This window comes from Streptomyces djakartensis (genome assembly GCF_014651075.1).
GTDB classification, from domain to species: Bacteria; Actinomycetota; Actinomycetes; order Streptomycetales; family Streptomycetaceae; genus Streptomyces; species Streptomyces djakartensis.
Genome location: NZ_BMWE01000067.1, coordinates 1 through 736, shown reverse-complemented (window position 1 = coordinate 736; position 736 = coordinate 1). Strand labels below are relative to the sequence as shown.

At 59.5% G+C, this 736-nt stretch carries 1 protein-coding gene and 1 pseudogene; one reads left to right on the top strand and one right to left on the bottom strand.

All coding sequences use genetic code 11. The features are described from left to right. Positions 1-24 precede the first annotated feature (24 nt). Positions 25-354 carry a hypothetical protein gene (locus tag IE212_RS34490; protein WP_229864733.1) on the bottom strand — a complete coding sequence of 110 codons (330 nt, stop codon included), beginning with the start codon at positions 352-354 and terminating at the stop codon, positions 25-27. A 36-nt stretch (positions 355-390) separates the two neighbouring features. On the opposite strand from IE212_RS34490, the pseudogene IE212_RS34485 reads away from it, so the two are divergent. Continuing rightward, a pseudogene (locus IE212_RS34485) lies at positions 391-736 on the top strand (phosphate ABC transporter permease subunit PstC); the annotation flags it as partial.

The window sequence follows — 736 nt, the reverse complement described above, 5'->3', positions numbered from 1 at the left end:
GGATGATGGGGAACATGCTGTGCATCATAGATCACCAGCCAAAGTCAGTCCGACCAGTTCGGGTGCAGTACCCAGTCTATTGCGTGTGGTGCGGGCCAATGCCCGGGACACCAGGGCGACGAAACGATCGAACATGGATTCGCTGGATGCGGATCGAATGATATGGGAACCGGCACGGGTGAGCTCCTGTTCCAAAGCCGCGGCCATATACGCGCGATGAGTATCGACCTCGGCCGCTGCCTTGGCGTTGCGCAGGAATGCCGGCACACGCCGTGCACTCAAGCCGTCGGTGGGAGCGTGGCGGGATGAGACGGCCTTGAACGGATTCATCGTCGCCACATCGATCAGCACCATCGGATGGGTCCTTGCGATCCTGCGAATGGACTCCACGTGACGTTCCTTAAGTGCGTGCTCATCGGTGGCGATCAGGCCGCCAACAGCCAGACCGTGTCCAGCTTTACCGGCGGCAAGGCCAGCAGCTTCTGGGGCTACGTGCTCCCGCTGTTGTTCGGTACTGTGCTCGTGTCTTTGCTGGCACTGCTGATTGCCTTCTTCGTGTCAATCGGCATTGCGCTGTTCATTTCGCATTATGCACCTAAGAAGCTCGCCACCGCGCTGAGCTATGTGGTCGATTTGCTGGCTGCCATCCCGTCCGTTATCTACGGTTTGTGGGGCGGCCTGATTCTGGTGCCGGCCATCTACCCGTTCTGGAACTGGGTTGCCAACCACCTGGGCT

Bases quoted from the DNA above. Each gene is read 5' to 3' on its own strand.
- IE212_RS34490 (WP_229864733.1), bottom strand. From the start codon at position 354: ATGGTGCTGATCGATGTGGCGACGATGAATCCGTTCAAGGCCGTCTCA.